This is a genomic window from Acinetobacter sp. ANC_7503, assembly GCF_056780035.1.
Genome location: NZ_JBWYJA010000021.1, coordinates 1 through 6,000, shown reverse-complemented (window position 1 = coordinate 6,000; position 6,000 = coordinate 1). Strand labels below are relative to the sequence as shown.

General features: G+C 36.5%; 7 protein-coding genes. 6 read left to right on the top strand and 1 reads right to left on the bottom strand.

The features are described 5' to 3' along the window. Positions 1 to 948 precede the first annotated feature (948 nt). From AC1M9M_RS14680 to AC1M9M_RS14670, 3 genes are all read left to right on the top strand, one after another. Positions 949 to 1,110: a hypothetical protein gene (locus AC1M9M_RS14680; protein ID WP_481596699.1), complete on the top strand. Its 162-nt coding sequence runs from the start codon at positions 949 to 951 to the stop codon at positions 1,108 to 1,110. Between the two features lie 111 nt (positions 1,111 to 1,221). Then, entirely contained in the window at positions 1,222 to 1,425 is a 204-nt protein-coding gene (locus AC1M9M_RS14675; RefSeq protein ID WP_481596698.1) for a hypothetical protein, read from the top strand. Between the two features lie 186 nt (positions 1,426 to 1,611). Beyond that, positions 1,612 to 2,199, top strand: a complete 588-nt coding sequence (locus AC1M9M_RS14670; RefSeq protein ID WP_481596697.1) for a recombinase family protein — start codon at positions 1,612 to 1,614, stop codon at positions 2,197 to 2,199. Between the two features lie 422 nt (positions 2,200 to 2,621). On the opposite strand, the gene AC1M9M_RS14665 is transcribed toward AC1M9M_RS14670, so the two are convergent. Then, positions 2,622 to 2,753, bottom strand: a complete 132-nt coding sequence (locus AC1M9M_RS14665; RefSeq protein ID WP_481596696.1) for a hypothetical protein — start codon at positions 2,751 to 2,753, stop codon at positions 2,622 to 2,624. Between the two features lie 329 nt (positions 2,754 to 3,082). On the opposite strand from AC1M9M_RS14665, the gene AC1M9M_RS14660 reads away from it, so the two are divergent. From AC1M9M_RS14660 to AC1M9M_RS14650, 3 genes are all read left to right on the top strand, one after another. Next, the gene (locus tag AC1M9M_RS14660; RefSeq protein ID WP_481596695.1) at positions 3,083 to 4,057 is read left to right on the top strand and encodes a replication initiation protein; all 975 of its coding nucleotides are present in this window, start codon (positions 3,083 to 3,085) and stop codon (positions 4,055 to 4,057) included. 42 nt (positions 4,058 to 4,099) lie between these two features. Continuing rightward, entirely contained in the window at positions 4,100 to 4,831 is a 732-nt protein-coding gene (locus AC1M9M_RS14655; RefSeq protein ID WP_481596694.1) for a hypothetical protein, read from the top strand. A gap of 120 nt (positions 4,832 to 4,951) precedes the next feature. Beyond that, positions 4,952 to 5,452, top strand: a complete 501-nt coding sequence (locus tag AC1M9M_RS14650; protein WP_481596693.1) for a plasmid replication DNA-binding protein — start codon at positions 4,952 to 4,954, stop codon at positions 5,450 to 5,452. Positions 5,453 to 6,000: the final 548 nt, after the last annotated feature.

The window sequence follows — 6,000 nt, the reverse complement described above, 5'->3', positions numbered from 1 at the left end:
AGTATAACTCTTATAAAGTAAAACATAGAAATATATAGGAAACGCATATGTGATGCGTGGCGTAAATATCATAAGGCTGATAGCGGCGTGTAAAGACAGATTTATATTTTATTGAATAAATTTAAAGGTATAAAAAATGAGTATGTAATAATTATATTCTTTATTGGGATTGTGACGTTATAGTTGCAATTTAGGCCGCTACCTGTCTCCGTCCTCGACCAAAATTTCGGAAACAGGTAGCTCAACCGCGCAGTACTGCGTTTTAAACGCAAGCCTAGGCATGCGCTATTGCATATTTGCGGTATATGTTTATACGGTACTGCATAACCTAGGTTATATCAAGTAATGCGCTCTCACATTAGGGAGGGTGATGTATGTGCTACAAGTACATGCTTATCCAACTAATTAGCTTTATTGCTAATATGTTGGAAATCATAAATACATTGATTGTCTAGTGATTCTGGAACCGCTTGCTAAGGCAGGCGGTTTTTTTATGAGGTAACGGTTTTGGGATAAGTGGTCTACAGCTCAATCACTCAGGAATCAAAGTCTGAACCACAAAAATGCAGCGGTTTATTTGGTCGTGTAATAAGAAAGAAATTTGATTAATTTTTTTAAAGCTACACGTATAAGAGAAGAGATTAAATTTTCCCATAATGGAAGAAATGAAAGCGCAACAAAGATTGCGCTTTTTTTATGCCTATAAAGAAAGGAGGAATATCTGATGACTTAGATTGTAAAAAGTACTTTATACAATTTAGCAATGTAGAAGCACAGTGAGTAATAGCACAAGATCCGCCTAACAAGGCGGATTTTTTTATGGAATTAGTTCTATCCCCATTGCGATGTACTCCAGAAGGGTTGGCGATATTACACAACAAACCTGAATTGTTTGGTCGTTTTAATACGCGGATAGACAGTTATTGATTATTAGAGAGGATTATATAAATGAAATTATCCAAAAATGTTTGGCAGGTTATTTTTGTTTTAGTCGCAGTAATGTTTTTAACGTTTGGATGTGAAACATGGATTAAAGCAGAAGGTGTTGATTGGTCTATTGAAGCTAAAACTTCAGCAGTCGCTCAAATCAAAAAAAGTAATACCAAATAAGCAACGTACGTGAATGAAAGAGGATATCATCCTTATCAATTTATTTTCATTCACGTAGACGTTGCGGATATACTTTATTTGAAGCCAATAAATATCATAAGGTTGAGAAAAATGGGTGAGTGGAGTGAATACTTTGAGGATTACCCCGAAGAAGATATGGGTAACTATCGAAATGGTGTTTTTGATCCTGAATTAGCAAGACGCAGACATTCTGATAATTTCGTATCGAACTATGTTTCTTCACAAGAAGCACAGTTACGGAAAGAGCAACAAGAGATACTGATGCGTTTAAAGGGCATTGATTCGAAAAAGTAAATAAAAATATTAAGGCTCGCTCTAGGCGAGCTTTTTTGTATTTAATAGAACCTATCACTTAACTATAGTATTTTGATGAGATAGATTAAATGATAATTGATCTATCATTTAACTTATTTACATTATTAAATGATAGATTTATCATTAGACATAAGTTTTTAAGTCTTTATGATAATGGGTTTGGTTATGACAGTTCGCATTTATGTACGTGCATCAACGAAAGATCAAGACGCTGAAAGAGCACTCAGCGACCTGATCGAGTTCAGTAACGAGTACGGTTCTGAATATGTTGAATACGTCGAGAATGAGAGCGGTACGAAGCTAAACCGACCTATCCTCACAAGACTTTTGAACGAATCAAAGCAGGGCGACATTCTTTTAGTTGAATCAGTAGACCGACTATCACGTTTGGAGCAATCAGACTTTGAAATCCTCAAGCAACAGATTAAGGGCAAGGGACTGCGCTTAGTCGTTGCTGACCTACCAACGACACATGTCGTCAATAGTGGCATGACAGGAGAGATACTGAACGTCATTAACTCCATGTTGATTGACCTACTTGCAACTATGGCGAAGTTAGACAATGACAAACGGAGAGAACGCATCAAACAGGGACTAAAACGGTCTGGATATAAGCCAACGGGAAAAAAAGCAAATACAGCTAAACATGAGCGTATAAAGCAACTTCTCGCATTAAATACGATGACAAAAGAAGAGATAGCTAAGGCGGTTGGGTGTGGAGTTGCAACAGTTTATCGAGTGGCTAAAGGTTAGAAATAGGCTTTTGTTTTAATTGATTTGTTTATGAAATAAACCTCAATTTAGTTGCAAATAAGTTATAACTAACTTCAAACAAACATACATTTATATAAATGTATGTTTGTACAAATGTGTAAAGCTTTAAATGTATATATCTGTATGGATATATATGTACCTTATATAAGGGGCGAAGTCCTAGGAAAAAAGTTGATCGCCAATGTATTCACGGTGTATCGCATTTGATTTTTTACGAAATGTCCTTGTCTTAACCATCATCAACTAATGATGAAGAAATCATTTTATTTTTTATTCAAATAAGCAGTTATTTAGGCAACGCCCTACACCGTATTATAAATACCGATAAAAGGAGTAAGGAAGTACCGACTTACCGAACTACCGAGTTACTCTAATATTCACGGGTGAGAATCTTAAAGTAATCAATCTTGTTGATCTTCCTCTTCTTCGATCAGTTCGTGTTCCTGAGTTTCACCGCGCTTAAGCTGTTCGATTGAGCGCTTCAAATGCTCTGTATTAGCGGGCGTAGATATTAAGTATTCGGTTTCATCCATTTAAAGCTCCTATAGTGCTTGCTAAGCTCATTTTTGAGCTATTTCGATTGAGACTATACAGATATCATCTTTGGTAAAAAAAGCGCTTAAATCGCAAATGATGAGCTTTGGTAAGAGTTTTAGTGCTTATTGAAAACGTATTATTATTTCAATCGATATTGAAGTTGTGTTACAAATACAGCAGACATAGAAAAGCCCCGATGACGTTCTAACTTGGCGGAAAGTCGTCAATCGAGGCTTGAATCTTTAAACAACAATAAGGGGGTTAATCCGTCTTGCGTCTGTAGACCATTTTACAGGGAAAGACGGTTTACTCAAGTAGTAAACGTATGGAATATACAAAAAGTCACTCAGCACTGACTAATTTTAAAACATCTTTAGTTGATCAACGGCAACTTGAGCTTTTTGATACCTTGCCGCGTAACCCTTATTGTATGGATGACAAACCGGGTTACATGCTGATTCGTACGAAATCAATAGCCCTAAAGAAACCCTATATTCAAATAAATCCACCTCTTACCACGGTTTACTTCGTTTTTGATGACGATAAAGATGATGCGGCATTATCCTGGTTTGATGCAGGTTTACCACAGCCTTTTTGGACAACACAGAACCCATTCAACGGGCATTGTCACCATTGCTACAAACTTGAAATACCAGTCTGTACAAGCGAATTTGCGAGCGTTAAAGCAATCAAGTATGCACAGGCGGTTTACTATGCTTATGCGCTCAAGATGGGCGCTGATCTTAGCTATTCGCATCTCATCACAAAGAACCCATTGCACCCTCAGTGGCGAACAACCTATTGGACGAAACAAGCGTACTCGCTTGACTACCTTGCTGATTTTGTCGATCTACCAAAGAAACTACCCAAAAAGCTTGAAGTAATCGGCTTGGGACGTAACGTGACCATGTTTGAGAAGGGCCGTCATTGGGCCTACAAGGCGATTAGGGACTACATGCACCACAACTCAAGCCATGAGTGGGAAAGAGCTGTCAGAGCGCAAATAGAAGCAATCAACAGCAGTTTTGAACAGCCTTTACCGCTTAGTGAGGTAAAAGCCACCGCTAAGAGCATTGCCAAGTGGGTTTGGCAACGGTTCAGCTATGGTGATTTCAGTGAGATACAGGCTAAGCGTGGCGCCAAAGGTGGTAAAAAAGGTGGTGCAGTACGCTCGGCTCAGTACGCTGATAAGCGTCAGAAAGCAATGAAATTAAAGGCAGAAGGAATGAACAACACCCAAATTGCAAAGAAACTTGATGTTAGTCGAATAACAGTGATTCGATGGCTTCAAGGGGTGTAACAGTGAGCCTTATCAGATAACAGCTTTTTTGGATGTGTCTTTATGAACTTTAAATTTTTTCGATTTGTTGAGCTTGCCGCGCTTTTACCGGTTTTAGCTATTTCTCTTGCCTGTCTATATAAATATTCTTTTTATAATTCTCTAAACGTACCTTGGGTATTAAGTCAATTACAGATCAGCGGTATTCTTATGAATGCTGTACCCATATTTCTAGAAATGTTTTTAGGGCTATCCGTTGCTGCAGCTGTATATCTTTATTTTAGATCTATCTTTAATGAAGGTTGTTCTTTATTTATTGTAATTATTGGACTTTTTATTTTAATTGTCTCTTTAAAGATCTTTAGTTGGGATACACAATTAGTAACGTTACTTTTGGATAACAGTATATTCCTCTACATATATTTATTGGTTGGTTTCATTCTTTATACTCTAGAAACTACGAGTATTATGAAATCTCTTTGTGTTGGGATATGTATGTTTTCATTAGTACTGTTTCAGGCGTTGATTGATTATAAAAGTTACAAAGAGATAGAAAAATTATTTAACAATGAAAGTCCTTTTTCTAGAGTTTATTTCACGAAAGAAGGCAATGAGTTAATTCCTACAACTTATATTTCTAATGCAGATAAGAAGGAATATCTCTTAGATTGGCGGCTTTTAGAGCTAGTAGGAGATAAAGCAATTATTATTATTTCTAATAAAATTGAATTGGATGGTAGAAAAAAGCCTCAAATTAGAATTATTGATTATAAATTAATTGATCGACTTTATTAAAAATTAGTGTCTTAAATAGGTATTTTTATATTTTAAAAATTTTCTTTTTTATAAGTATATTGAGCCTTGACAGAAATTTAATGTAGTCTAGTTTACAAGGTTGACATTCAGAATTACAAAATGAAATCTTTATCTGTAATCGAACTATCGAAGCTTTACGGGATGACACGTCAAGCCGTTTATAAACAAATAAATAAAGGAAATTTAACTAAAAATAGTGACGGTAAAATTGACCTTGCGGAAGCTATCCGTGTCTTTGGTGAACCATCACAACATGCCAACCATTCACAGACAACTGTAACACCAAAGTTGTCGGAAGTTTACTTGCTTGAACAACAAGTTTACATGCTTCAAAAGCAGCTTGAGCTTGCACAAGACCGTGAACAATTCCAAAGAGAACAACTTCAAGCTAAGGATGAGCAAATCGAATCCTTACAGCGGTTACTAGGTGCACCAAAACCACAGCCACAGGCTGAACAGGGACAAGTGGCTGATTCTGAAAATCTTACAGCGAATACTCAAGAATCATTGGCTACCGTACAGGTTAAGGAGTCTTTTAATTCAGAACCAAAAAAAAGACGTGGATTCTTTGGACGTGTGATGCGTGCGGTTCTGGAGTGAATTGATGAAGTTACAGGTATAAGAGAGCAGAGGGTAATTTAGGTTAGATTGGTTTGTTTGACTATAAATTTTGATGGTTAGCTAAAGATGCCTCAATTCTTTCATCATGCGACAAATTGAAATGTATTCGAGGCTAGTCTAGTGACAAGTTATGTATGACGTCTACTTTTTGATTTCAGGATCTTTTGTGTCTGAAAGAAGGAGGTAAGGTAATGACTTAGGTTGTGAAAAGCACTTAATACAATGAAGAGATATAGAAAAAAATTACATAACAGCAGAAAATTTATACTAAGAGGGTAGACAAAGGATTTGGGATGAATGGTCAACTGATCATTATTGCTTTAATCAAAAGCCTATTCCTTTTAATAAGAAAGTGTACAGAGGCATAACGAAGGTATTTAGATAGCACTCAACGACAACAAGTAACGCACTTGATTGCTAATGGGATAGCCATTTCAGTATAACTCTTATAAAGTAAAACATAGAAATATATAGGAAACGCATATGTGATGCGTGGCGTAAATATCATAAGGCTGATAGCGGCGTGT